The sequence below is a fragment of the Curtobacterium sp. VKM Ac-1393 genome (assembly GCF_015350995.1).
Taxonomy (GTDB): domain Bacteria; phylum Actinomycetota; class Actinomycetes; order Actinomycetales; family Microbacteriaceae; genus Curtobacterium.
Map to the genome: position 1 here is coordinate 466,377 of NZ_JADKRW010000003.1, position 24,636 is coordinate 491,012.

Annotated in this window: 24 protein-coding genes; 5 read left to right on the top strand and 19 right to left on the bottom strand. The window is 70.7% G+C overall.

From position 1 onward, the window contains the following. Positions 1–205 precede the first annotated feature (205 nt). A complete protein-coding gene (locus tag ITJ59_RS09370; RefSeq protein WP_323749462.1) occupies positions 206–2,665 on the bottom strand; it encodes a beta-glucosidase H in 2,460 nt (819 codons plus the stop codon). Positions 2,666–2,713: 48 nt separating this feature from the next. Next, positions 2,714–3,982, bottom strand: a complete 1,269-nt coding sequence (locus tag ITJ59_RS09375; RefSeq protein ID WP_323749463.1) for an MFS transporter — start codon at positions 3,980–3,982, stop codon at positions 2,714–2,716. A gap of 131 nt (positions 3,983–4,113) precedes the next feature. Here ITJ59_RS09375 and ITJ59_RS09380 point away from each other — a divergent pair, with 131 nt between their 5' ends. Both ITJ59_RS09380 and ITJ59_RS09385 read left to right on the top strand, forming a co-directional pair. Beyond that, on the top strand, positions 4,114–4,704 hold the full coding sequence (locus tag ITJ59_RS09380) for a TetR/AcrR family transcriptional regulator (RefSeq protein ID WP_194650831.1): 591 nt from the start codon (positions 4,114–4,116) through the stop codon (positions 4,702–4,704). Between the two features lie 236 nt (positions 4,705–4,940). After that, complete coding sequence (locus ITJ59_RS09385; RefSeq protein ID WP_194650832.1) at positions 4,941–5,804, top strand: NAD-dependent epimerase/dehydratase family protein; 864 nt, start codon at positions 4,941–4,943, stop codon at positions 5,802–5,804. A gap of 192 nt (positions 5,805–5,996) precedes the next feature. Here the strand turns inward: ITJ59_RS09385 and ITJ59_RS09390 are convergent, their stop codons facing one another. Both ITJ59_RS09390 and ITJ59_RS09395 read right to left on the bottom strand, forming a co-directional pair. Next, the gene (locus ITJ59_RS09390) at positions 5,997–7,574 is read right to left on the bottom strand and encodes a methyltransferase (protein WP_194650833.1); all 1,578 of its coding nucleotides are present in this window, start codon (positions 7,572–7,574) and stop codon (positions 5,997–5,999) included. Next, positions 7,571–7,936: an ArsR/SmtB family transcription factor gene (locus ITJ59_RS09395; protein ID WP_194650834.1), complete on the bottom strand. Its 366-nt coding sequence runs from the start codon at positions 7,934–7,936 to the stop codon at positions 7,571–7,573. Before ITJ59_RS09395 ends, ITJ59_RS09390 begins: the two co-directional genes overlap by 4 nt. Before the next feature lie 99 nt (positions 7,937–8,035). Here ITJ59_RS09395 and ITJ59_RS09400 point away from each other — a divergent pair, with 99 nt between their 5' ends. Continuing rightward, positions 8,036–9,289, top strand: a complete 1,254-nt coding sequence (locus ITJ59_RS09400) for an MFS transporter (RefSeq protein ID WP_194650835.1) — start codon at positions 8,036–8,038, stop codon at positions 9,287–9,289. 57 nt (positions 9,290–9,346) lie between these two features. Here ITJ59_RS09400 and ITJ59_RS09405 read toward each other — a convergent pair whose 3' ends face one another. The 3 genes from ITJ59_RS09405 to ITJ59_RS09415 all read right to left on the bottom strand — a co-directional run bounded on the left by ITJ59_RS09405 (position 9,347) and on the right by ITJ59_RS09415 (position 11,337). Then, a complete protein-coding gene (locus ITJ59_RS09405; protein WP_228511265.1) occupies positions 9,347–9,802 on the bottom strand; it encodes a TIGR02611 family protein in 456 nt (151 codons plus the stop codon). 119 nt (positions 9,803–9,921) lie between these two features. Then, positions 9,922–10,968, bottom strand: coding sequence for a hypothetical protein (locus tag ITJ59_RS09410; protein WP_194650836.1), 1,047 nt, complete (start codon positions 10,966–10,968; stop codon positions 9,922–9,924). 99 nt (positions 10,969–11,067) lie between these two features. Beyond that, positions 11,068–11,337 carry a TraR/DksA family transcriptional regulator gene (locus tag ITJ59_RS09415; protein ID WP_194650837.1) on the bottom strand — a complete coding sequence of 90 codons (270 nt, stop codon included), beginning with the start codon at positions 11,335–11,337 and terminating at the stop codon, positions 11,068–11,070. Positions 11,338–11,387: 50 nt separating this feature from the next. Here ITJ59_RS09415 and ITJ59_RS09420 point away from each other — a divergent pair, with 50 nt between their 5' ends. Next, complete coding sequence (locus ITJ59_RS09420; protein WP_194650838.1) at positions 11,388–12,425, top strand: LLM class flavin-dependent oxidoreductase; 1,038 nt, start codon at positions 11,388–11,390, stop codon at positions 12,423–12,425. A gap of 9 nt (positions 12,426–12,434) precedes the next feature. On the opposite strand, the gene ITJ59_RS09425 is transcribed toward ITJ59_RS09420, so the two are convergent. Next, positions 12,435–12,917, bottom strand: a complete 483-nt coding sequence (locus ITJ59_RS09425) for an ASCH domain-containing protein (protein WP_323749464.1) — start codon at positions 12,915–12,917, stop codon at positions 12,435–12,437. A gap of 123 nt (positions 12,918–13,040) precedes the next feature. On the opposite strand from ITJ59_RS09425, the gene ITJ59_RS09430 reads away from it, so the two are divergent. Next, positions 13,041–13,487, top strand: a complete 447-nt coding sequence (locus tag ITJ59_RS09430; protein ID WP_194650840.1) for a DUF2510 domain-containing protein — start codon at positions 13,041–13,043, stop codon at positions 13,485–13,487. Positions 13,488–13,574: 87 nt separating this feature from the next. On the opposite strand, the gene ITJ59_RS09435 is transcribed toward ITJ59_RS09430, so the two are convergent. The 11 genes from ITJ59_RS09435 to ITJ59_RS09480 all read right to left on the bottom strand — a co-directional run bounded on the left by ITJ59_RS09435 (position 13,575) and on the right by ITJ59_RS09480 (position 24,203). After that, positions 13,575–14,567: a site-specific tyrosine recombinase XerD gene (locus tag ITJ59_RS09435; RefSeq protein ID WP_194650841.1), complete on the bottom strand. Its 993-nt coding sequence runs from the start codon at positions 14,565–14,567 to the stop codon at positions 13,575–13,577. Between the two features lie 19 nt (positions 14,568–14,586). After that, positions 14,587–15,168 carry a DUF1349 domain-containing protein gene (locus tag ITJ59_RS09440; RefSeq protein WP_194650842.1) on the bottom strand — a complete coding sequence of 194 codons (582 nt, stop codon included), beginning with the start codon at positions 15,166–15,168 and terminating at the stop codon, positions 14,587–14,589. Continuing rightward, positions 15,165–15,740: an NUDIX domain-containing protein gene (locus ITJ59_RS09445; RefSeq protein ID WP_194650843.1), complete on the bottom strand. Its 576-nt coding sequence runs from the start codon at positions 15,738–15,740 to the stop codon at positions 15,165–15,167. Before ITJ59_RS09445 ends, ITJ59_RS09440 begins: the two co-directional genes overlap by 4 nt. Positions 15,741–15,909: 169 nt before the next feature. Beyond that, complete coding sequence (locus ITJ59_RS09450) at positions 15,910–17,625, bottom strand: CTP synthase (RefSeq protein ID WP_194650844.1); 1,716 nt, start codon at positions 17,623–17,625, stop codon at positions 15,910–15,912. 122 nt (positions 17,626–17,747) lie between these two features. Further along, positions 17,748–19,442, bottom strand: coding sequence for a DNA repair protein RecN (gene recN / locus ITJ59_RS09455; RefSeq protein ID WP_194650845.1), 1,695 nt, complete (start codon positions 19,440–19,442; stop codon positions 17,748–17,750). Continuing rightward, positions 19,439–20,365 (bottom strand): NAD kinase, encoded by a 927-nt coding sequence (locus ITJ59_RS09460; protein WP_194650846.1) that lies wholly within the window; start codon positions 20,363–20,365, stop codon positions 19,439–19,441. Before ITJ59_RS09460 ends, recN begins: the two co-directional genes overlap by 4 nt. Continuing rightward, positions 20,362–21,174 carry a TlyA family RNA methyltransferase gene (locus ITJ59_RS09465; RefSeq protein ID WP_323749465.1) on the bottom strand — a complete coding sequence of 271 codons (813 nt, stop codon included), beginning with the start codon at positions 21,172–21,174 and terminating at the stop codon, positions 20,362–20,364. Before ITJ59_RS09465 ends, ITJ59_RS09460 begins: the two co-directional genes overlap by 4 nt. A gap of 13 nt (positions 21,175–21,187) precedes the next feature. Continuing rightward, complete coding sequence (locus ITJ59_RS09470) at positions 21,188–21,355, bottom strand: hypothetical protein (protein WP_194650892.1); 168 nt, start codon at positions 21,353–21,355, stop codon at positions 21,188–21,190. 10 nt (positions 21,356–21,365) lie between these two features. Next, positions 21,366–22,337, bottom strand: a complete 972-nt coding sequence (locus ITJ59_RS09475; protein WP_323749466.1) for an HAD-IIA family hydrolase — start codon at positions 22,335–22,337, stop codon at positions 21,366–21,368. 31 nt (positions 22,338–22,368) lie between these two features. Next, positions 22,369–23,259: a hypothetical protein gene (locus ITJ59_RS19605; RefSeq protein WP_323749467.1), complete on the bottom strand. Its 891-nt coding sequence runs from the start codon at positions 23,257–23,259 to the stop codon at positions 22,369–22,371. Beyond that, positions 23,250–24,203 (bottom strand): hypothetical protein, encoded by a 954-nt coding sequence (locus tag ITJ59_RS09480; RefSeq protein ID WP_194650849.1) that lies wholly within the window; start codon positions 24,201–24,203, stop codon positions 23,250–23,252. Before ITJ59_RS09480 ends, ITJ59_RS19605 begins: the two co-directional genes overlap by 10 nt. Positions 24,204–24,636 lie beyond the last annotated feature (433 nt).

The window sequence follows — 24,636 nt, forward strand, 5'->3', positions numbered from 1 at the left end:
GGATGAACGAATGCGCCCCCGCGCGGACGCGGGGACGCATTCTGGACGCACCGGGGAAGCTGGGGCATCGTCAGCCGGATCAGGAGGCCGAGTCGCACAACCAGCGACCCCGTAGTCGGTGCGTGCGCCGACGGTAACCAGCCGACTGGCGCACGACGATGCTACTCAACAGTCGTCGCGGATGCGCGGAAACCGGACGAACTGGTCAGACCAGTTCGAGGGACGCGGTTCCAGCTTCGTCGGTCGCCGAGGCGCCGACGTGCAGCGCGAAGGTGCCGGGTTCGTACGCCCAGGCCCCGTCCCAGTGCGCGAACGCCCGGGCCGGCACCTCGATGGACACCTCGGTCGACTCCCCCGCACCGAGGCGCACCGGGGCGAACCCGACGAGCCACCGGACCGGACGGTCCACCGCCGACGACTCCCGCGAGGCGTACACCTGCACGACGTGCTTGCCGTCGCGCGACCCGGTGTTGGCGACCGTCGCGGTGACGATGACCGCGTCACCCTCGGACACCGTGGGTCCCGCCGCGACGCCGTCGATCGTCCAGGTCGTGTAGCCGAGACCGTGGCCGAACGGGTACGCAGGCGTGGTGCCCGCACGGAGCCAGGCGCGGTACCCGATGTGGACGCCCTCGTCGTACGACACCTTGCCGTCGACGGGCGTGACGTCCAGCACGGGCACGTCCGCCATCGCGACCGGCCAGGTGGTGGGCAGGCGGCCGCCGGGCTCCTGCGCGCCGGTGAGCACGTCGGCCAGGGCGTTGCCGTACTCCTGCCCGCCGAACCAGGTGAGCAGGACCGCGGCGACGTCGTTCCGCCACGGCATCTCCACCGGCGAACCGGCGTTCACGACGACGATCGTGTTCGGGTTGACGGCGGCGACCGCACGGACCAGGTCGTCCTGGTGACCGGGCAGTGCGAGCGACGAACGGTCGTAGCCCTCGGACTCGACCTTCGAGTTCGTGCCGACCACGACGACGGCGACGTCCGCGCCGCGGGCAGCCTCGACGGCCGCCTCGATCAGCACCGCGGGGTCGTCGTCGGACGGCTCCGTGCCGAACTGGTACGCCAGCACCCCGCCGAGCGTCTCATCCTGGATGACGTCGTACTCGATGCGGATCGCGACCTGCTGACCGGAGGTCACCGACACGGGCACCGATCGTGCCGGTGGGTTGAGGAACGCCGCACCGAGCTGGTCACCCTCGAACGGCACGTCCTCGTCGAGCACGAGCTCGCCGTCGATCCACAGGCGCGACCGGCCGGCCGCACCGATGCCGATCCGCACGGTGCCGTCAGAAGGTGCCGTGTAGGTCGTGGTGATGTCGAGCCGGTCCGCCTCACGCGTGGGGGCGTCGCCGCCGAACCAGAACAGCGCGGTGGCCCGGCGGTCCTCGACGTACAGCTCCTCGCCGTCCTTGACGAAGGCGACGCGGGCACCGGGCTCGCCGGTGCCGGGGTTCGTGATGGTCGACAGCGGGAACTCCGCGATGCCCTCCTGCACGACGGCGCCGATCGTGTAGTCGACGGTGGCGCCCGGGAACGCCGCACGGATGCCGTCCAGCGGCGAGACCACCTTCGACGGCACGACGGTCGCCGAGCCACCGCCCTGGGTGCGCGCCTGGTCGGCGTTGTGGCCGATGACGGCGATGCGGGAGACAGCAGGCGCGTCGAGCGGCAGGACGCCGGTGTTGCGGACGAGGACGGTGCCCTCGGCCTCGGCCTCGCGGACGAACGCGATGCCGTCCTCGACGTGCACCGGCTGCGCGGCGACGGGCTCGAAGCCCTCGAGGGCGCCGACGCGGGCGGCCAGGGTCAGGATGCGGCGGACCTTGCGGTCGATGGCCTCGATCGGCACGTCACCGGACCGTACGGCGGCGAGCAGCGGGCCCTCGCTCCACCACTGGTTCGGCCCGGGCATCGCGACGTCCTGCGACGCCTTCGCCGAGTCGACCGAGCGCACACCGGTCCAGTCGGACACGACGATGCCGTCGAAGCCCCACTCGGAGCTCAGCGGCGTCTCGAGCAGGTCGTGCTCGGACGCGGTGACGCCGTTGACCGAGTTGTACGACGACATGATCGCCCAGGCGTGCGCCTCGGTCACGGCCTTCTCGAACGCGAGCAAGTACAGCTCCCGCAGGGCCCGGTCGGAGACCTCGGTCGACGCGGTGAAGCGATCGGTCTCGTAGTCGTTCGCGATGTAGTGCTTCGGTGTCGCGGCGACACCGTTCTCCTGCACGCCGTCGACGTACGACGCCGCCAGGTCACCGGTGAGCACCGGGTCCTCGCTGAACGCCTCGAAGTGGCGGCCGCCGAGCGGCGAGCGGTGCAGGTTGATGGTCGGGCCGAGCACGACGTCGACGCCCTTGCGACGCGCCTCGACGGCGGCTGCGGCGCCGTAGCGCTTCGCGATCGCGCGGTCCCACGACGCCGACAGGGCGGTCGCCGAGGGCAGGTTCAGCGACGGGTCGCGTTCATCCCACACCTCGCCACGGACCCCGGAGGGGCCGTCCGACATCAGGATCCGGCGCAGCCCGATCTTCTCGATCGGCCAGGTGGTCCAGAAGTCACGCCCGGTCAGGAGCTGCACCTTCTCGTCGGTGGTCAGCTGGTCGACGAGCGCGTCGATGCGCTCGGCCGTACTGGAGGCAGTGGTCACGTCGTTCACGGTAGTCACGGTGGTCGGTCCTCTCGTTCAGAGCCTGGGGAAGCGTGGTCAGCGCACGCCGCGGATGCGGGACACCGAGACGATGCCGAGCAGTCCGACGACGGCGCCGGTGATGAAGAAGCCGCTGTACCCGCCGGTCAGGGCGATGACGCCCGGAGCGGCCGCGGGCACGATCGACTGGGGCAGGGCCTGCGCGATGTTGACGACGCCGAGGTCCTTCGCGTTGTCCTCGTCGGACGGCAGCACGTCGGTGATCAGCGCCAGGTCGACGGCGTAGAAGACGCCCATGCCGGCACCCATCACGAACTCGCCGACGAGCACCATGCCGAGCGACGGTGCGAGCGCGATGATCACGAGCCCGACCACGCCGACGATGCCGGCGATCGCGACGAACAGCTTGCGGCGGCCGAGCTTGTCCGACAGCCACCCGGCGACGAGCGAGGTGAGCACGATGCCCACGACGTTCCAGAGCGTGCCCTGGAACACCGCGTTCGCGACGTGCTCCGAGTCCACCCCGATGTCGTCGCGCAGGAAGTACGTCAGGTAGCTCACCGCGGTGTACTGCGCGGCGACCATCAGGAAGCGGGTCAGCCAGGCCCAGCCGAGGTCCGGGTGCTTCACCGGGTTGAAGACGAACGAACCGAAGACCTGCCCGATGCCGAGCCTCGACGTCGGCCGGGCGGCGAGCACCCGATCGCGGAACACGAGCGCGTAGAGCACGACGACGGCCGACCCGATGGCACCGGGGATGATCATCTGCGTCGCCGAGGTCGAGAAGAGCTGCACGAGGAACGTGCCGCCGACGAGCGCGAGGTTCTGCGCGAGCCCGAGCAGCGCCGCGACCCGACCACGCTGTGACCGCGTGACGTGGTCCGGCAGGACGGCCGTCAAGGCCGCGATCGTGGCGTTGTAGGCGATCTGCGTGACGCCCCACGCGATGACCAGCACGACGGTGGAGGTGGTCGTCGCGACGACCACGAGGCCCGCGAAGCCGACCACGGTGCCACCGATGATCCACGGACGACGCATGCCGAGCCTCCCGGCCGTCCGATCGCTGAAGCGACCAGCCAGGGGGTTGGCGACCATCGCCGCGAACGCGCCGACACCGAGTGCCAGGCCGAGCACGCCCGCTTGGTTGTCCGGCGCGATCTCGGCGACCTTGAGCGCCATGGCGACCAGCACCGGTGGCAGCAGGGCGATGTACAGGCCGAGCATCGCGATCGGCATGCCGAGCGTGTACATGAGCGGGGCACCGCGACCGCGCGTGGGTGCCACGCCGGTCGGGGTTTCGGTGACGGTCAGGGCGTCGTTGGCCACTGCAACCTCTTCTCGGGTACGCCACCTGCATCGGTGACTCGCACGCCTTCGTCGGCGGCTCCGCCCACGGTAACACCAAAACCAAGTGACGCTTGGTTTTCTGGGTGCACTCCGAGCGGTACAGTCCTGCCATGGCACGACGGGGTTCGTACGCGAAGGGCATCGCGAAGCGCGAGGAGATCCTCACGGTCGCGCTCGACCTCGTCGCCTCGCAGGGGTTCCGCCGCACCAGCATCAAGGACATCGCCGACGCCGTCGGACTGACCCAGGCCGGACTGCTGCACTACTTCGACTCCAAGGACGAGCTCTGGGTCGAGATCCTGCGACGACGCGACGAGATGGACCTGCAGCACGACTGGCAGGCGCCGGACCCGGCCGCGTTGCTCGCCGCCATCGTCCGGCACAACGCCGAGGTCCCCGGGCTCGTGCAGATGTTCGTGAACCTGTCCGCCGCCGCTGCGACCGACCCCGAGCACCCGGCGCACGCGTACTTCCAGGAACGCTACGAACGCAGCCGTCGTGACCTGTCCGCCGACTTCCGCACCATGCAGCAGGACGGACGGCTCCGCGCCGACCTCGACGCCGAGGAGCTGACGAGCGTGCTGCTCGCGGTGTCCGACGGCATGCAGATCCAGTGGCTGTTCGACCCGTCGCGGGACATGGCGCAGCATGTCGAGCTGGTCGCCCGGCTCGCGATCGCCCAGGTCGCCCCCACTCCCTGACGCTGCGCGCCCCGCCGGGCGCTCCTCGCCGGGCGCTCCCCCGTCGCTCCCCTGCCGGACGCTCCCTGCCGGAACCAGGTTCCGGACACAGCACCGCGCGATTCCGTGGTGCCGTGTCCGGAACCTGGTGTCGCGCGGCCGAGCGGGGTACGGACAGGGCCTGGCCGGGTCAGGCGACACCGGGCAGGATGGGCCGTGCCCGTCAGGGCGACCCGACAAGGATGTGGAGTGACGCGATGACGCGTGTAGTGGTGACCGGCGGCAGCGGCAAGCTTGGACGAGCGGTGGTGCGCGACCTCGATGCGCACGGGTACGACGTGGTGTTGCTCGACCGCGTGCCGTCTCCCGACCAGCCCGAGGGCGTGCAGTTCGTCCGCATCGACCTGACCGACTACGGCCAGGTCCTGAACGCCCTGCTCGGCATCGACGACCGGTACGACCACGTGGACGCCGTCGTGCACCTCGCGGCCGTCCCCGCACCCGGGCAGGTGCCGGACGTGGCGCTCATCACGAACAACGTCACGGCGTCGATCAACGTCTTCCACGCCGCTCGCGCCGCGAAGATCAAGAACCTGGTGTGGGCGTCGAGCGAGACCCTGCTCGGCATCCCGATGGGCGAGCACCACCCGCCCTACCTGCCCGTCGACGAGGAGTTCGCGGTCCGGCCGCAGTCGTCGTACTCGCTCGGCAAGGCCGTGGAAGAGGAGATGGCCCGCCACTTCACCCGCTGGGACCCGGAGCTGAAGATGGTCGGTCTGCGGTTCTCGAACGTGATGGACGAGACCGACTACCCGGCGTTCCCGTGGGACGCCACCCCCGAGGCGAAGACCTTCAACCTGTGGTCGTACATCGACTCGCGTGACGGCGCCCAGGCGGTCCGGAAGTCCGTCGAGGCCGAGTTCACCGGGTTCGAGGCGTTCGTCATCGCGAGTCCCGACACCGTTATGGACACCCCGACGATCGAGCTCGTCGAGCGCTACGTGCCCGACATCGAGCGCCGCGCGGACATCGACGGCGTCAGCTCGCTGCTGTCGTCGGAGAAGGCCCGCGAGCTGCTCGGCTACTCCCCCGAGCACAGCTGGCGCGACCACCGCGCCTGAGCGTCACGGAGGCAGCACGACCGGGCGTCCCTGGCAGCATCACGCCGTCGTCTACGCTCGACGCCCCGACATCGGCCAGACGCCGCCGAATCCTGCGGCGTCTCGGCGGTCTGGCGGCGTCTCGGCAACACACCGGCGTCTCGACAGCACTCCGGCGCAGCAACACACCGGCGTGACCGCGCGAACGGGGCGTCAGGCGGGCAGCAGCAGCCCGTCGAGCACCAGGTCGCGCGCCGCCGGCAACAGGTCGGCGGCGAGCGCCTGCTCGTCGACACCGGTGATCTGCGCGAGCGCACCGACGATCGCCGCGACGGACAGGTCTCCGTCGCAAGCTCCGACGAACGCGGCGAGCGCCGTGTCCGCGTCCACCCGGCGTCCGAGCCCGCCGCCCTGCACGAGCGTCATCACGGTCGGGTCGTCATTGCCGGGCCAGTAGTAGCGCTCCTCGGTGACGTCGCCCGCCACCGCCAAGTGTGCGGCGGCGAGTGCGACGTCGTCGTGGGCGGCGAGCCAGGCGGCCGCGTCGAGGACGCGAGCGACCGTCGCGCCGAGCCCGGCGGGGTTGGAGCCGAGTGCCTCGGGGATGCGCTCGAACCGGCGGAGGCTGGCCGGGCCTCCCGACCGGGCGCGACGCACCACGACGTAGCCGAAGCCGACGCCGGTGACGCGGCGGTCCGCGAAGTCGTCGAGCCAGGCGCCCATCAGGGTGTCGAACACCGGCGTTCCGGGCTTCGTGCCGCCGTCGCGGATCCAGGTCTCGGCGTAGGACGTCGGGTCCTGGCGTTCACGCTCGATGACCCAGGCGTCGAGGTCGGTGTCCGCGAACCAGCTGCGCACGCGGTCGAGCCCGTCGACGCCCCAGTGGTACTCCCAGTTGCCGAGCAGCTGCGCCGTCCCGCCGGGCTCGAGGTGCTCGGACAGACCACGGAGCACGGTCTCGACCAGCGCGTCACCGACCATGCCCCCGTCGCGGTACTCGTACGAGGGGACGCCCGGCCGGCGGGGTGTGATGACGAACGGCGGGTTCGAGACGATCCGGTCGAACCGCTCACCGGCGACGGGTTCGAACAGCGAGCCGTACCGGAAGTCGATGCCGTCGATGCCGTTGAGCTGCGCGTTGAAGCGGGCGATGTCGAGGGCGCGGCGCGAGATGTCCGTGGCGACCACGTGCTCGGCGAAGCGTCGGGCGTGCATGGCCTGGATCCCGCAGCCGGTGCCGAGGTCCAGCACCGTGCGGACCGGCACGGGTACCTGCAGGCCGCTCAGGGTGGTGGTCGCGCCGCCGATGCCGAGGACGTGCTCCTCGCTGATCGCGTGGCCGAGGGCGAGTTCACCGAGGTCCGAGACGATCCACCAGCTACCGGCGCCGAGGTCGTCGACGAAGGCGTAGGGGCGCAGGTCGACCGTCGGCTCCACGACCGCGGCGTCGGTGTCGCAGACCCGCAGCAGCCCCGCCGTGATCACGGCGTCGAGCCCCGCGGACGGGAACGCGGCCACGGCGTCCGCTCGAGACGACGGCAGGCCGAGCACGAACAGGGTGGCGAGGGTGCCGAGCGGGGACGTCTCGCGGGCGGCCAGGGCACGGAGCGCCGCCACCCGCGACCCCCGGTGCAGCGACGCCGCAGCCTCGGTGCCCCAGAGTGCGTCGACCCGCTCGACGGTGAAGCCTGCGGCGTCGAGGTCCGCGGCGAGCGCCGTCGTCACGACCGGGTCAGCTCCGATGTCGGGGAGCGTGTGCACGGCGGCGCCTGCGTCTGGCACCGTGCTCACGACTCGAGTCCGTCGCGGAGCAGGGCCGCGGGCACCTGCCAGTCGAACACCAGGTCGAGCAGCCCCGGGAACCGCTGCTGCACGTCGTCGACCCGGACCCGGCTGATGCGGGTCAGGCCCTCGAGGTGCTGCTCGAGCAGTCCGGCCACGCGCAGGACCCGGAAGTGGTGGGTGAGCGTGGACTTCGGGCGGTCGACACCGACCCAGCCGCAGCTCCGCTCACCGCCGGCGGCGTCGACGAGGTAGCGGTGCAGGATCGCCAACCGGATCGGGTCGCTCAGTGCGTCCAGGACGACGGGGAGGTCCATCTCGGCCACGGTCGGCTGCGGCAGCCGTTCGGGGGCATCGACGTGCGCGGGCATGGAGCGGACGCTACCACCGTTCGGCTCACAGTACGACTTGCGTCGTACTGCAGACTGCGGTACGAATGCAGTCGTACAACGACCATCGGAAGGATGCTCATGCAGCAGTCAGCTCGCTCGGTCGCCGGGTTCTGGATCCTCGCGGCGATGCTCCTGGTGTCGGTCGCGTCCTCCGCGGTCCCCTCGCCGATCTACCCGGTGTACGCGGCCGAGTGGCACCTCACGCCGCTGATGCTCACCGGTGTCTTCGCCATCTACGTCGCCGGCCTGCTCGCCAGCCTGCTGATCGCCGGCCGCCTGTCCGACCACGTCGGCCGGAAGCCCGTCCTCGTCGCCGGTGGTCTCGGCGTCGCCCTGTCGCTCGGACTGTTCGCGATCGCGGACGGCGTCGGCGCGCTCATCGTCGACCGCATCGTGCAGGGCGTCTCCGTCGGACTGCTCATCGGCGCGCTCGGAGCAGCTCTCATCGACAACTCGCTCGAGCGGCACCCGACACTGGCCGGTGTGCTGAACGGCGTCATCCCGCCGATCGCCCTGGCCACCGGCGCGATGTCGAGCGGTGCGCTCGTGCAGTGGGGGCCGGCACCGGAGCAGCTCGTCTACCTGGTGTTCGGCGCACTCCTCGTCCTGCTCGTGCTGGCGCTGTTCGTGGTCCCCGAGCAGGTCCAGCGGCGCCCGGGAGCCCTCCGCTCCCTGCGCCCGACGATCAGCGTGCCGCGGTCGTCACGCCGCCTGTTCCGCGGGGTCGTCGGTTCGCTCGTCGCCAGCTGGGCCCTCGGCGGCATGTTCCTGTCGCTCGTCCCGTCGGCCCTCGGCGCCGTGTTCGGCATCACGAACCACTTCGCGGCCGGAGCGCTCATCGCCGTCGTCACCGGCGTCGGCGCACTGACCGGGCTCGCGACGCAGCGGATGGACGCCCGCCGCGCCGTGCTCCTCGGACTCGTCGCGCTGGTGCTCGGCCCGATCGTGACCGTGGCGTTCGTGATGGCGCACTCGCTGCCCGGCCTCGTCGTCGGCAGCGCGATCGCCGGCGTCGGCTTCGGCGCCGGGTTCCAGGCACCCCTGCGGATGCTCCTCGCCACAGCGGCCCCCACTCACCGCGCCGGACTGCTCTCCACGATCTACGTCGTCAGCTACCTGGCGTTCGGGGTCCCCGCGGTCATCGGCGGACTGCTGGAGCCCTCGATCGGCCTGGTCCCCGTGATCGCCGGGTACGGCGGGTTCATCGTCCTGGCCGCCGTGGTCGCCCTCGTGCTGCAGCTGACGTCGAAGGACGCGGCTGCCGTCGAGGAGCAGGCCGCCGAGGTCATCGAGCGCACTGCCACCGGTTCGATCCGCGTCGCGGCGGAGTAGTCGCGCCCGGCACGCCCGGTCGGCCCGCTCGCACGGTGCCGACCGCGACGGCCCGGGCTAGTGCCCCGGGTGCGCCGAGTTCGCCCCGCGCGCCCGCCCGCGACCACGGATCCCGACCGTCCGCGCCGCACCCGTGTGGGCGGCGTCGACGTCGGCCTTGCCCCGGTCGGCAGCATCGCGCAGGCGCTTCGGCCCGTGCCGCTTGGCCCAGTCCCAGAAGCGGTGCAGCTGCGCCTTGAGCCACACGATGATCTTGTGGAAGAAGTGGAACTCACTCGCCAGGACCGTCAGCCCGATGAACACCACGAGCCACCCCGGCCCGGGCAGCGGCACCAGGATGAGACCGATGATGACGACCAGCCCGCCGACGATGCCGACGAGCACCTTGTAGAACAGGTGCACGTGCGGCCTGGCGTGGATCCAGGTCCGCATCTCGTGGAACCACTGGAAGCGCTGACGCGGCGCACCGTCGACCCGACGCTCGTCGGGTCCGTCGCTCGGGTCGCCGTCCATGCCGAAAACGTAGGGCGTGCGGCTGGGAATCCGCGGCGCACGCGGTGGACGCGCGGTGCGTGGGCCGGGAGGCGCGGGGCGGCCCTGCCCCGCGCCTCCCGGCCGTCAGGTGGTCACCGCTACTGGTCCGCTCGCGTGAGCGAGACCGCCTGCAGGGCGGCGAACCAGCCGTTGCTCCACGTGAGCATCGTCTCGACGAGAGCGCCCAGGTCGTCGAGACCGACGGGCTCGGTCTTCGGGCCGATCGACCAGTCGGCGTAGCCCCTTGCCAGGTGGGTGCGCCCGGACAGGTGGCGCTTCGCGAGCGGCAGCTTGTGCTTGCCGAGGCCCTTCCGACCATTGCCCGCCGACCCACGGCTCACCGCGATCCGGCCCGGGTTCTTCGAGAGGACCTGTTCGTCCAGCACCTCAAGCGCCCAGATCCACGACGGCGCCTCTTCGGTGAGATTCGGATTCGGGAAGTCGGCGTCGGACATGTGATCCACGGAGATACCGACGAAGCCCTCGAACTGCGTGTCCTCGAGATGCGAGGGCATTCCGCGTCCTGGAACCTGCATCTGTCCGCGGATCCACTTCGCGTCCTCGCCGTCGTGCAGGCGACGCTCGAAGACAATGGATGGCATACCACCGTCGCCGCGCTGCACGCGGATGCCCCAATCGGGCATCCGCTCATGGAGCCCGAGCGCGTGGAGGCGAGCCTCGACGGTCGTCTTGAGCAGACGCCCTTCGCCCTCGATGTCGTCCTTGACGAGCCGCGGGGCGTCGAAGCAGGCGAGCACCTCGTCCCAGTCGATCACGCTGACACGATCGTCGTCTGCGACCGAACTCGCGAGCGACTCCTTGCGTGGCACCAACACGAACAGCGTGCCGGTCTTGCCGAGGGCCTCCAACTGCGCGGCGACCTGACGCGTGGTCAGCTCGTGGTCCAGCTTTGCCTCGATCCCGACCAGTCCGCTGTCGAAGGTCAGCTGCACGTCGAGACGAACTGTCCCCCGCTCAGTCTCAACGTCCTTGTGTGGCACCTCGCACTCGACCTTCTCGAATGCCCCGAATTGCTTGCCACTCACGCGCTCGAGGAGCTGGACAAACCGCTCGTGGTCATGTCGGATCTCAGCGCCGAGGGCACGGGTCGCCATCGGCTCGGTGCGGTAGATGGTCTGCGTCATGGCGCCATGATCGCGGGGAGCTGATGACTCGTGCTGGCGCGACGCGCGGTCTGCGGCGAAATACTAAAGAAATCTCACCTGTGAGTAAATAGTCGTTCGTCATGCGTGGGCGACGCACGTCGCGGCCCACGGGACGGCAGCCAATCGGGCCGCTGGGATCGGTTCCCCACCGACCGCGCAGGTTCCGTAGGTGCCGGCGCCGAGCGACCCGCGTTCCCACGCGAGGGTGGCGCCCTCGGGGTCGTGCTCGTCGTCCGAGTTGGCGTCCTGGCGAGCGTCACTGACGTCGCGCATGCTCCGCTCGACGTCGGCGAGCAGCCGTTCGTTGCGGGCGCGTTCGGTGCCGAGCGCCGGGCGGGGGTCCTCCATGCCGGACACCGTAGTCGCGACGGAATGCTCGCTTCCCGGAATGCGTTTGCATGGACATGACGAAGATCGGGTTCCTGTCGTTCGGACACTGGCGCGACGTGCCGGGGTCGAAGGTGCGCAGCGGGCGTGAGTCCCTGGTGCAGGCGATCGACCTCGCGGTCGCGGCCGAAGAGGCCGGCGTCGACGGCGCCTACTTCCGCGTGCACCACTTCGCACCGCAGCAGGCGGCACCGTTCCCCCTGCTGTCCGCGATCGCCGCGAAGACGAACCGCATCGAGATCGGCACCGGCGTGATCGACATGCGCTACGAGAACCCGCTCTACATGGCCGAAGAGGCAGCAGCGACCGACCTGATCTCCGGCGGTCGACTGCAGCTCGGCGTGTCCCGTGGCTCACCCGAGACCGCCCTCGCCGGTTACCAGCAGTTCGGCTACGTGCCGGACGCGACCGACGAGAACGGCGGCGACATGGCACGGGCCCACACCTCGGTGTTCCGTCGTGCCATCGCCGGCGAACCGATGGCGAACGCCAACCCGCAGATGACCGGCTCGGTCGGATCACTGCCGATCTCCCCGCTCTCCGACTCGCTCGGCGACCGGATCTGGTGGGGTGCCGGCACCCGCGCCACCGCCGAGTGGACCGCCGAACAGGGCATGAACCTGATGTCGTCGACCCTGCTCACCGAGGACACCGGTGTGCCGTTCGACGAGCTGCAGGCCGAGCAGATCGAACGCTTCCGGCGTGTGTGGGCGGAATCGGGCTGGGAGCGGACCCCTCGGGTGTCGGTGTCCCGCAGCATTATCCCGATCATCGACGACGAGTCGCGGCACTACTTCGGCGTGCGCGCACAGGTCGAGGGGCAGGACCAGGTCGGGCACCTCGACGGTGGGCTCGCCCGCTTCGGCCGGTCCTACATCGGCTCGCCCGAGGACCTCGTCGCGGAGCTCGCGGCCGACCAGGCCGTCCGCGCTGCCGACACCGTGCTCGTCACCGTGCCGAACCAGCTCGGGGTGGACTTCAACGCCCGGCTGCTGGCCGCTGTCGCCGGCGTGATGCGTGAGGTCGACGCGGCACCCGTCCCCGCCTGACCCGCTTGGTCAGTCGCTGGCGGGTGACGTCGGCGTCGGCGTCGGCCAGATCAACCGGAACCGCTCGCAGACGACGGGCATGTCTGGTTCGAAGCCACGCGGGTTCTCGGAGTGCGCGCGCCAGTAGGCCTCGTGCACCGTCCGCCAGTGCTCGAGGGTCCGGTCCCCTTCGCCCTCGGCTCGTGCGTGATCGGCCCCGACGGCGTCGAACGAGACGATGGTGACGTCCGTCGTCTCGATGACGGCACGGGGCACACCGGCGCCGTCGGTCACGATGCTGAGTTCGCCGGCCTCGGGTAGCGGGTCACCCGTCGCCTCGTAGTCCCAGAACGAGGACGCCGTGCCGTCCTTCACCCCACGGAGCACGAGGCCGAGGAGCTCGTCAGCCTGCTCCGCAGTGGCACCGAACGGCCACGATTCCGGCACCTCGACCGGCAGCTCGGGCGATTCTCCGCGCCGCTCGTCCCAGAAGTCGTCGAGCGTCGAGGTCACAAGCCGAACGTAGCGCACGGCGGGGTGTCCGCACTTGTGCCGACACCCGGCTTGGGACTGTGGCGCGGGCATGGGGTCTCGTAGCCTCGAGTCGCACCATCCCCCGCACCTCGAGGAGTCCCCGTGACGCTGCCGGCCGCAGGCTGGTTCCCGGACCCGCAGGACACCAGCCGTCTCCGCTGGTGGGACGGTCACGCCTGGGGAGCTGCAACCCGGCTCCTCGCGAGCAGTCCGGAGCCGCTCCTGCCGGTCGCCATCGCCCCCGCCGGGCCCTCGTTCTCGGTGCACACGGCCTCGATCCGGACCCGAGCATGGGCCTCCGGTGGTGCTCGCGACCGACGGATGTGCGTGTTCACGGCGCTCGCGGTGTTGCTGGCGCTGACGTCGATCGCATGCAACCCGTTGGGTGCCTGCAGCGCACTCGCTCTCGCGTGCGGTCTCGCCGGTGTCGTCCGGCCCGGTGCGACCGGCGGGTGGCGATTGCTCGCGAGGAGCGCTTCGGCGAGCGCCATCGTCGTGTCCGTCGCGACCGGCGCTGTAGCCGCGTCAGCGCAGCTCCACCTCTTCTGACGCGTCGAGTGAACAGAAGACGACGAGTCCCCTCGGCTCACTCGACGTCTTCTGCTCATTCGATGCCCGAACCGGGATCCGCGCTCGCTACCGCCGCGCCCGCGGGTGCGCCGTTTGGTACACGTCCCGCAGCATGTCCGCCGTGACCATCGTGTAGATCTGGGTCGTCGCGACGCTGGCGTGCCCGAGCAGCTCCTGCACCACGCGCACATCGGCCCCGCCCTCGAGCAGGTGTGTGGCGAACGAGTGCCGGAAGGTGTGCGGCGACACGTGCGCCTCGAGGCCCGCCGCCTCTGCCGCCGACTGGATCACGAGCCACGCGCTCTGCCGTGAGAGCCGAGCGCCCCGGGCGCCGAGGAACAGCGCCGGCGTCGAGGGCCCGCGTGCCGCGAACACCGGCCGCGCACGCACCAGGTAGGCCTCGATCGCCGCCCGCGCGAAGCTGCCGAGCGGCACGACCCGCTGCTTGTTCCCCTTGCCGGTGACCTTCACGACGGCGAGGCCGTCGGCATCGGGGGCCGAGTCATCGGACAGCGTGGTCACGTCGTCCACCGACAACCCCACCGCCTCGGAGATCCGAGCGCCGGTGGCGTAGAGCAGCTCGAGCAACGCCTTGTCCCGGAGCTGCACGGGGTCGTCGGCATCGACGGACACCGCGCCGAGCAGCCGCTCCATGTCCTCGACCGAGATCGCCTTCGGCAACCGCATCGGGGCCTTCGGCGGCCGGACGGCGGTGCCGGGGTCGAGCGGCAGCCAGCCCTCCCCCGCCGCGAAGGCCGTGAACGAGCGCACCGAGCTGAGCATCCTGGCGATCGACCTCGGTGCCAACGGACCGTCCGGCTTCGTCGCCAGGTGGGTCACGAACTCCGACACGTCTGCCCGAGCGAGCCGCCCGACGTCGTCGATCGCAGACGCCCCACCGGCGCGGTCCGCGCCGTCGGACTCGACCACCGGAGCCGTCGCCAGCCACGAGGTGAACACCGCCAGGTCACGCCGGTACGCCGACAGCGTGTGCTGCGACAGTCCCCGCTCGATCGCGACGTGCCGCAGGTACGTCTCCGTGGCACGGTCGAGGGGCATCACCACAGCAGGCCCACGCTCAGTGCAGCGCCTCGTCGGGGGCCCCGACCCGGTACCCGGTGAACGTCACGACCAAGCCGGCACGCGTGGGCGCCGCACACAGGAGTCCGGCCGACACGGCGGCATCAGGATCGAGGTACGCGACCCGCACCAGGCGCGGCTCCTCGTCGTCAGCCCAGGCTCGGATGGTCACGGCATCGCCGTCGCGGCTGGCCCGGACCGTCACCACGCGTCCCACCCACTCCGGCACGGGCGCCACGGACCAGTCCGAGAAGCCCCGGGTGACCACGGCGCCGAGCTGCGGCGTCCCGTCGGAGACCTCGACACCGGCCTTGATCCAGTTCCGCTCATCCACGCGCAGGAAGACGCCGGCCTGGTCGAACTGCTCCGTGTAGTCGAGGACGAACGAGGCCTCGACCGAGAACGATCCGTCGAGCGGCTGGACCAGCGCGTGCTCGGAGTCGTGGACGAACCCGTACGACGTGGTCCGCCAGGCGTCGCTGCCCTCGACTGCCGTGACCCGCAGCACCCCGCCGTCGTGCACCACGGCCTCGGGCTCGTGCGTCCACGTGGCTGCGTCGACCAGTTCTCGCAGGCTCACGCGCGGCCTCGCTCGAGTGCATCGACCGCGAGCACGGCCACGACGAGTCCGGAGTTGTGCAGCCGGCCGTCGAGGATCGCCTCCACCAGCTCGGCCCGCGGCACCCAGCGCTTCACGATGTCGGCTTCCTCGGCCTCACGCTCGAAGGCGGTCGCCGTGGCCCGCACACCCCGCGCGCGGTAGACCTGCAGGAACTCGTTGCTCCCACCCGACGACGTGTTGTACCGGACGAGCGGCTCCCAGGTGTCCGCTTCGAGGTCGGCCTCTTCTGCGAGTTCGCGTGCGGCAGCGACCTGGAGGTCCTCGCCCTCGACGTCGAGCAGCCCGGCCGGCAGCTCCCAGTCGCGCACCCGCACGGGGTGCCGGTACTGCTGGATCACGAGCACACGGCCCTCGTCGTCCTCGGCGTAGACCGCGACGGCACCGGTGTGGTCGATGTACTCCCGCACCATCGTCTCGTCGTGGTACGCGATGGCGTCACGGCGCACGTCCCAGACGGCACCCTCGTACACGACGGTGGACTCGGTGACCTCGAACGAGGCGGCTTCGTCAGCGATGGGTGCGTCAGTCACGGAACCATCCAAGCACGCGCCCCTCGCGGAACCAGGTTCCGGACACAACACCGCGTCGTTCCGTGGTTCCGTGTCCGGAACCAGGTTCGGTGGTCACGACCAGACGACGGACGGGACGCGCGGTGCCAGCTGGCACCGCGCCTCCCGTCCGATCGTGGCTGAGCTGCGCTTACGCGACCTGCTCCTCGTTCTGCGGATCGAACAGGCTGGACGCCTCGTGGCGCTCGATCGCGGCCGCGACGAGCCCCGCGAACAGCGGGTGCGCGTTCGTCGGACGCGAGCGCAGCTCCGGGTGGGCCTGCGTCGCGATGTAGAACGGGTGCACGTCGCGCGGCAGCTCGACGTACTCGACCAGGCTGCCGTCGGGCGACGTGCCCGAGAACACCAGGCCGGCGTCCGCGATCTGCTGCCTGTACGTGTTGTTGACCTCGTAGCGGTGACGGTGCCGCTCCGACGCTTCCGGCGCACCGTACAGCGACTCGGCCAACGACCCGGACGTGAACGACGCCGGGTACAGGCCGAGGCGCATGGTGCCGCCCAGGTCGCCGCCGGCGATGATGTCGACCTGCTCCGCCATCGTCGCGATGACCGGCGTCGAGGTCTCCGGGTCGAACTCGGTGCTCGACGCGTCGGTGAGACCGGCCTCGTGGCGGGCGTACTCGATGACCATGCACTGCAGGCCGAGGCACAGGCCGAGCGTGGGGATGCCCTGCTCGCGGGCGAACTTCAGCGCACCGAGCTTGCCCTCGATGCCGCGCACGCCGAACCCGCCGGGGATGCAGATGCCGTCGACGTCGCCGAGCTGTTTCGCAGCGCCCTCGGGCGTGGTGCAGTCGTCGGAGACGACCCACTTCAGCGTGACCTTCGCGTCGTGCGCGAAGCCGCCGGCACGGAGTGCCTCGGTGACCGACAGGTACGCGTCCGGCAGGTCGATGTACTTGCCGACCAGGGCGATCGTGACGTCCTTCTTCGGCTCGTGCACGGCCCGGAGCACCGGGGTCCACGCGGTCCAGTCGACCGGGCCGGCCTCGAGCTTGAGGGCGTCGACGATGACCTGGTCGAGGCCCTGGTTGTTCAGCAGTGTCGGCAGGTCGTAGATCGACGGGACGTCCACGGCGTTGACCACGGCGTCCTCGTCGACGTCGCACATCAGCGCGATCTTCTTCTTGTTCGACTCCGACACCGGACGGTCCGACCGCAGCACGAGTGCGTCGGGCTGGATCCCGATCGAGCGGAGCGCAGCGACCGAGTGCTGCGTCGGCTTCGTCTTCTGCTCACCCGACGCGTTCATGAACGGCACGAGCGAGACGTGCACGAAGAACACGTTTTTGCGGCCGAGTTCGTGGCGCACCTGGCGTGCCGACTCGATGAACGGCTGCGACTCGATGTCGCCGACCGTGCCGCCGACCTCGGTGATGATCACGTCGGGCTGCGGGTCGTTCTCCGCCTGCTCGCGCATCCGACGCTTGATCTCGTCGGTGATGTGCGGGATGACCTGCACGGTGTCGCCGAGGTACTCGCCGCGACGCTCCTTGGCGATCACCGTCGAGTACACCTGGCCGGTCGTGACGTTCGCCGACTGCGCCAGGTTGATGTCGAGGAACCGTTCGTAGTGCCCGATGTCGAGGTCCGTCTCCGCACCGTCGTCGGTCACGAAGACCTCGCCGTGCTGGAACGGGTTCATGGTGCCCGGGTCCACGTTGAGGTACGGGTCGAGCTTCTGCATGACGACCTTGAGGCCGCGAGCCGTCAGGAGATTGCCGAGACTGGCCGCCGTCAGGCCCTTGCCGAGAGACGAGACGACCCCGCCGGTCACGAAGATCTGCTTCGTCACCTTCGGGGTCGGGGTGCTTGCCTGGGTACCGCTGCTGAGAGTGTCCGCCACGGGATTCCATCGTACGTCAGAACTGCCGGGAGGCGCGACCCGGGTTCGCCGTGGGCGTTGCGCGGGGTGGGCGGCCGGGTGTTCGGGCCGCGCTCGCGCTTGCTTGCTTGCTTGGTTGCGGGTCAGGCCGTCTGGCCGGCGACGTCGAGGAGTTCGCGGGCGTGTTCCACGCCGCTGGCGCTGTCCCCGAGCCCGGAGAGCAGCCGCGCCATCTCCTGCAGCCGGTCCTCGCCCTCGAGTCGTCGCACACTCGACGACGTCACGGCGCCACTTGCGTCCTTCACCACGTTGAGGTGGTTGTTCGCGAACGCCGCGACCTGCGCCAGGTGGGTGACGACGATGACCTGGGTGCGCTCGGCGAGCTTCGCCAGACGACGCCCGATCTCGATCGCCGCCGCCCCGCCGACGCCGGCGTCGACCTCGTCGAAGACGAACGTGGGCACCGTCGTGCTGCCGGCCATGACGACCTCGATCGCGAGCATCACGCGCGAGAGCTCGCCACCCGACGCGCCCTTGCCGATCGGGCGCGGATCGGTGCCGGAGTGCGGCTGGAGCAGGATCGACACCTGGTCGCGGCCGTGCCGCCGGTACTCGCCGGCGTCGGACACCTCGACCACCAGGGTGGCGCCGGCCATCGCGAGGGTCTTCAACTCGGTCGTGACGCGCTTCGCGAGGTCCTTCGCCGCCTTGGCACGAGCCGCGGTCAGTGCGGCTGATGCGTCTCCGAGGGCCTGCTCGTCCTGTTCGACCGCATGCTGCAACGCCGCGATCCGGTCGTCGTCACCGTCGAGTTCCAGCAGCCGGTCGCTCGCGCGCTGCCCGTAGGCGATGACCTCGTCCACGGTCTCGCCGTACTTGCGGGTGAGTCCCGCGAGCAGGGCGCGCCGCTCGTTGATGATCTCGAGGTCGTGACCGGCCTCGGGCTCGAGCGAGCCGAGGTAACTCGAGATGCTCGCCGACGCCTCGGCCGCCTGGATGCCGAGCTCCGTGAGCTGCTCGAGCACGGGCTGCAGCGCCGCGTCGGAGTCAGCGACCCGCTCGACTGCGCGGCGGGCGGACTCGACCAGGCCGACGACGTCGGAGACGCCGTCGAGGGATTCACTGGACAGCGCCTCGTGCGCCAGCGCCGCGGACAGGCGGAGTTCCTCGAGGTTACCGAGGCGGTCGGCGCGCTCAGCGAGCTCGACGTCCTCACCGGGTTGCGGGTCGGCCGCCTCGATCTCGTCGGAAGCAGCACGGATCCGGTCGGCCTCGGCCACGCGGTCGTCTCTATCACGCGTCAACGTCTCGAGCTCGCCCGTGTGCTGTTGCCAGGCGTCGTACGCGGCGACGTACCGGCCGAGCGCCTTCTCGACCGCAGCCGCGCCGAAACCGTCGAGTGCCGCGCGCTGCGCTGTCGACGAGGTGAGCCGGATCTGGTCGGACTGGCCGTGCACCGTCACGAGTTGGTCGGCGAGCTCACCGAGCACCGCGACGGGAGCACTGCGGCCCCCGACCGTCGCCCGGCTGCGCCCCTCGGCCGAGACGGTGCGCGTGAGGATGAGCTCGCCGTCCTCGACCGTTCCGCCGGCGTCCTCGACGCGTTCGGCGACGGCCGCGTGCTCGGGGACGTTCCAGCGGCCCTCGACCACGGCGCTGGAGGCACCACGGCGCACCGAGCCGGCGTCGGCGCGAGCACCGAGCAGCAGCCCGAGCGCGGTGACGATCATGGTCTTGCCCGCGCCGGTCTCGCCCGTGACGACGGTGAACCCCGGGCCGAGCTCGAGCGTGGTCTCGCCGATGACCCCGAGGTCACGGATCGCGATCTCCTCGATCAACGGTCCTCCTCGTCGTCGGTCTGCGGCCCACGCCAGCCGGTGACGGGGAGTCGGAACTTCGCGACGAGCCGATCGGTGAAGGGGGCGTCCTTGAGACGGGCGACACGGACGGGGTCCGGCGATCGTCGCACTTCGACACGAGCACCAGGCGGCAGGTCGTGCGTCCGGCGACCGTCGCACCACAGCACCCCGACGCCGCTGGTGCGACGGAGGACCTCGATCGCGAGCGTGCAGTCCGGACCGACGACGATCGGGCGTGAGAACAGGGCGTGCGCACTGAGCGGCACCATCAGCAGGGCATCGACGTCCGGCCAGACGATCGGGCCCCCGCCGGAGAACGAGTACGCCGTCGAACCGGTGGGTGTCGACACGACGACTCCGTCGCAGCCGAACGACGAGAGCGGACGGCCGTCGACCTCGGTCACGACCTCGAGCATGCGTTCGCGCGAGGCCTTCTCGATCGTCGCCTCGTTCAGCGCCCAGCTCGAGTAGACGATCTGGTTGCCGACGACGACGTCGACCTGCAGGGTCACGCGTTCCTCGACGTGGTACTCACCGGACAGGACACGCTCAACGGTCTCGGCGAGGGCGTCCCGCTCGCTCTCCGCCAGGAAGCCCACGTGTCCGAGGTTCACCCCGACGATCGGCGCACGGGTCTCGCGCACGAGCTCGGCCGCGCGCAGGATCGTGCCGTCACCGCCGAGCACGATGACGATCTCGAGCTGGTCCGCCTGGACGTCCACGCCGAGGATGTCGACCTGCCCGACCGAGGCCTCAGCCCGGCGGATGTCGGCGTACTCGTCGAACGGCATCACCGGGGTCAGACCGGCGGCGTGCAGGAGGTCGCAGACCTCGACAGCGGCGTCGATCGAGTCACGGCGACCCGTGTGGGAGACGAGCAGGATGTGCCGGTCGTCGCTCATGCGGTCCCCTCTGTGAGTTCGGTTGCCCGGACTCTCCATTCTGTCGGATTGCCACCGACACCACGCTGGAAGTGCGCGAGGTACTCGTGGTTCCCGTGCGTCCCGATGATCGGCGACGCTGCCAGCCCCACGGTCCCGAAGCCCAGGTCCCACGCCGCCCAGAGCACGTTCATGAGGGCGTCGTCACGGAGCGCGGCGTCGTGGACGATGCCCTCGCGGACGCCGCCCCGACCGACCTCGAACTGCGGCTTCACCAGCAGGACGTACTCGTCAGCGGGGACGGCTGCGGCGAGTGCGGGCAGCACGAGCCGGAGCGAGATGAAGGACAGGTCGCCCACCACCAGGGTCGTCTCGGCAGCGGAGCCGTCGAGCGCGAGGTAGTCGAGTCGAGTCAGGCTCCGGGCGTTGGTCCCCTCGACCACGGCGACCCGCTCGTCGACGGCGATCGTCGGGTGCAGCTGCCCGTGCCCCACGTCGAGCGCGATGACCCGACGGGCACCACGCGTGAGCAGCACCTGGGTGAAGCCGCCCGTGCTCGCTCCGACGTCGAGCACCACGCGGTCCGACGGGTCGACGTCGAAGGCATCGAGGGCCCCGACGAGCTTCTGGGCGGCACGGGAGACCCATTCGTCGGCCGCGTCGACCACGATGTCGGCTGCCGGCGTGGTCGGGGTCGAGGGCTTCACGACGGGACGGCCGTCGACCGTGACCCGGCCGTCCTGGATGAGCTTGGTGGCAGCGGTACGAGACCGCGCGAGGCCGCGGGTCGCGAGGAGTGCGTCGAGGCGGACCGGGGTCGCGTCGGGCACGGCTCCGTCCGGTTCAGGCACTCGCGGAGCCGCCGCTCTCGAGCCGCGTGCGCAGCTCGTCGTGGAGCGCCGAGAAGGCGTCCGCACGCTCGACGAGCGGCAGGGCCTCGGCCGCCGCAGTGCGCACAGCGAACTCGTCCTGCGGTTCCAGGTCGGCGGACGGCTGCTCGGGGTTCGGCACGTCCGACACGCTACTCGCCGCCGTAGAGCTGCGGGTCCACGTCGAGGCCGTAGATGGCCAGTCCGGACTCCCAGATCAGCGCAGCACCGGCACGGAGCCGGTCGATGTCGGTGCCGGCATCGAGCACCCGCACGACGTGTCCGCGCATCGCCACGGTGGCGCTGCCGACGGTGACGTAGCGGGTGCCGTCCTCGTCCTGCCGCCGGACGGTCACCGGGTACGGCTGCGACAGCCCCCGCAGGTCCTCGAGCACGAACACCGGACGCGAGCGCTGGTCGGCCGCGAGCACCTGCTTCGCCTGGTCGATGCCCGTGAGCACCAGCACACTGGGGATCCCGACGTCGTTCGCGCCCTTGATGTCGGTGTCGAGGCGGTCACCGATGAACAGCGTCCGACCGCGACCGAACCGCTCGACCGCGGCGTCGAAGATCGGGCGCTCCGGCTTGCCGGCGACGACGGGCATGCGTCCGACGGCCTGGTGCACGGCGGACACGAGCGTGCCGTTGCCGGGCGCGATGCCGCGCTCGACCGGGATCGACCAGTCCATGTTCGTCGCGACCCACGGGATCGCCGGGTCGGCCAGGGCGAACGACGCCTCGGCCAGTTCCTTCCACCCGAGGTCCGGCGAGAACCCCTGGATGACCGCATCCGGTGCGTCTTCGGCGCTCGTCGTGACCGTGAAGCCGGCGGCCTCGACGATGCTCGACAGGCCGAGTCCACCGGTCACCAGCACCGTCGAACCGGCCGGCACCAGGGTCGAGAGCAGCTGGACGCCTGCCTGTGACGACGTGACGACGTCGTCCTCGGACACCTCGAGCCCGTAGCGCTCGAGGTGCTCGGCGACGTCGATCGGCCGGCGGGACGCGTTGTTCGTGATGTACCCAACCCGGGCGGTCAGCGACGCACGCGTCAGTGCCTCGACCGCGTGCGGGATCGCGTTCCGCCCCCGGTAGACGACGCCGTCGAGGTCCGTGAGGACCACGTCGACGCCGTCGGTCGGCGGCTTCGGGACGTCAGTCGGCTGCGGACCCGTCGACGTCGCGGGGGTTGTCGTCGTCGATCTCGCCGGGCTGATCGGCTTCTCCGGGTTCGCCGACGACGTCGGGTTCGGCGAGGGCTGGCTCGTCGTCGTCGGAGTCGGCGTCGTCGTCGTCAAGCTGGGCGGTGTCGTCGAGTTCGCCGTCGTCCGCGGGCTCGTCGTCTGCGGACTCGTCGTCTGCGGACTCGTCGTCTGCGGGCTCGTCGTCTGCGGGCTCGGTGTCGTCTCCGGGCTCTTCGACTTCGAGCGTTTCCTCGACCACATCAACTGTCTCCCAAGCGTTCTCGTCGGCGGCTTCGGCCAGGGCTTCTGCCGCGCGGTCGACACGGGCCCACCACTCGTCGGCCTCGTCCTGACGGCCGAGCTCCTCGAGCGTGGCCGCGTAAGCACTGTAGAGCGCCGGGGACCACGTGTACGCCGTCGACGGGTCGAGCTGTGCAATCTCCAGCTCACCGAGCGCGGCTGTGGGATTCCCGAGGTCGATCCGGGCGCCGGACATCGCGATGGCGAGCTCGACCTGCACCGGGGTGTCGAGCGCGGAGCGTTCCACCGACCGCCCCAGTTCGAGCGCACGCTCCGGACGGCCGAGCCCGCGTTCGCAGTCCACCATCATCGGCAGCTGGTCGTTGCGCCCGGAGATCCGACGGTACGTGCGGAGCTCGCGGAGCGCGGTCGCGAAGTCACCCAGGCGGTACGCGGTGATCGCGGCGGTCTCCCGGACCACACTGACCCGGCCCGCGCGACGAGCTGCACTGAGTGCGTGCTCGTTCGCGAGCTCAGGGTCCTCGTCCACGAACAGCGCTGCGGCGACCAAGTGGCGTGCCACCCAGTCGGCGTTGTCCTTGCTGAGGGTCTTCAGCTCCATGCGGGCAGCAGGGTCGAGGTCGCGCGCGTCGATCTCGTCGGGGATGTCCGGGTCGTCGTGCCGCGGTCGGATCGACTTCGTGCCGTACGGGTCGCGGTCTTCCCAGTCGTCACGGGCCGCCTCGCCGAAGCGTGCGCCGGCGTGACGTGTGCCGTCCCCGAAGCGTCGTCGGTCGTCGCCACCGTCACGGTGCGGGCGGTCTGACGAACCACCGCGGTCCGAGCCACCTCGGAACGCGGGACGGTCGCCATCGCGACGCGGGCGCTCGCCATCGCGGACCGGACGGTCGGAGCCGCCGCGGTACGCAGGACGATCGCCGTCACGACGCGAGCGGTCACCGTCACGCGCCGGACGGTCCGAACCACCACGGTACGCAGGACGATCGCCGTCACGACGCGGACGGTCACCGTCGCGCGCCGGACGGTCGGAGCCACCGCGGTACGCGGGACGGTCGCCGTCACGACGCGGACGGTCACCGTCACGCGCCGGACGGTCCGAACCACCACGGTACGCAGGACGGTCGCCGTCACGACGCGGACGGTCACCGTCACGCGCCGGACGGTCCGAACCACCGCGGTACGCAGGACGGTCGCCATCGCGCGCGGGACGATCGGAACCCCCGCGGTACGCGGGACGGTCGCCATCACGACGCGGACGGTCGGAGCCACCCCGGTAGGCAGGTCGGTCCCCATCGCGGGACGGACGGTCCGAGCGGAACGGACGATCGGCGCCCCGAGGGCCATCGCCGCGAGGCGGACGGCCGGTGTCGCTGCGCCACGAAGGACGGTCATCACGATCGGAGGAACGGAACGGCCGATCGCCATCACGGCGCGGAGCGCTGTCGCGACGTGGGCCGTCGTCCCGACGCGGAGCGCCGTCACGGAACGGCCGATCCGAACGCTGCGGGCGATCTCGACGCTCGCCTTCACGGCGCTCGAAGTCACGCGGACCCGACGACCAACGGCCGCCACTGGAGCTGTCCCCTCGGGGAGCTCCGTCGCGACGGTTGCCTCGATCGTCCCCTCGGGGTCGATCTCCCCGGTCGCCGTCGTTCCGTCGCTCGTCGTCGTTCGCCACCGTTGCTCCTCATCGCGTGCCCGAGCCGAGGCCGGGCGTTCGTCCGCTGTGTCGTTGTGTTGGGTGCCGCGTCGGTCGGGCCGACGTCCGAACTCCAGTCCATCACGAACGGGAGCCGACGTCGAGCGACGTACGGCAAAACAGAAATGGCCACCGGCCACCACCGCGAACGAGGGTCTCCCCTACGAGTTCGCGATGGAGGGCCAATGGCCACATCTTTTCTTACGTTAAGTCCGGCGGCGTCCTACTCTCCCACAAGGTCCCCCTTGCAGTACCATCGGCGCTGAGAGGCTTAGCTTC